The 429-nt window shown below is 68.1% G+C and carries 1 protein-coding gene; it reads left to right on the plus strand.

Going from position 1 to position 429, the window contains the following annotated elements:
- On the plus strand, nt 1-429 hold a 429-nt coding region (locus ITJ68_RS18840), incomplete at both ends, for an ANTAR domain-containing protein (protein WP_194663679.1).

Here is a 429-nt window from a genome sequence, read left to right on the forward strand (position 1 = left end):
ACTGGCCGATGGCATCGCGTGCGCTGCGTGAAACAGGGCTCGGCGCAGTGTTCGCGTTCCCGATGCGCGTCGGCACCCTCAATGTCGGAGCGGTGGATCTCTACGACCAAACGTCTGTCGCGCTCCCGGCGACCGCCGTGCGCGACGCGACGGCGCTCGTCCACGTCGTGGCCCGGCACGTGTTGCACAGAGCGCTCGTGCAGGCCGGAGGGTCCAGCGACGAGCGTCAACAAAGCGAGGGCCGTTACTCCCGCCGCGAGGTGTATCAGGCCTCCGGCATGCTCGCCGCGCAGACGGGTACGACCGCTGCCGATGCTCTGCTCCTGCTCCGGGCGTATGCGCACAGTGCGGCACGTTCTGTCCGCGACCTGTCGGCGGACATCATCGCGCGGAACGTGGATTTCACCGACCGCTCCGACGTCAGTTCCT

The sequence above is a fragment of the Curtobacterium sp. VKM Ac-1395 genome (genome assembly GCF_015350975.1).
Lineage (GTDB): Bacteria > Actinomycetota > Actinomycetes > Actinomycetales > Microbacteriaceae > Curtobacterium.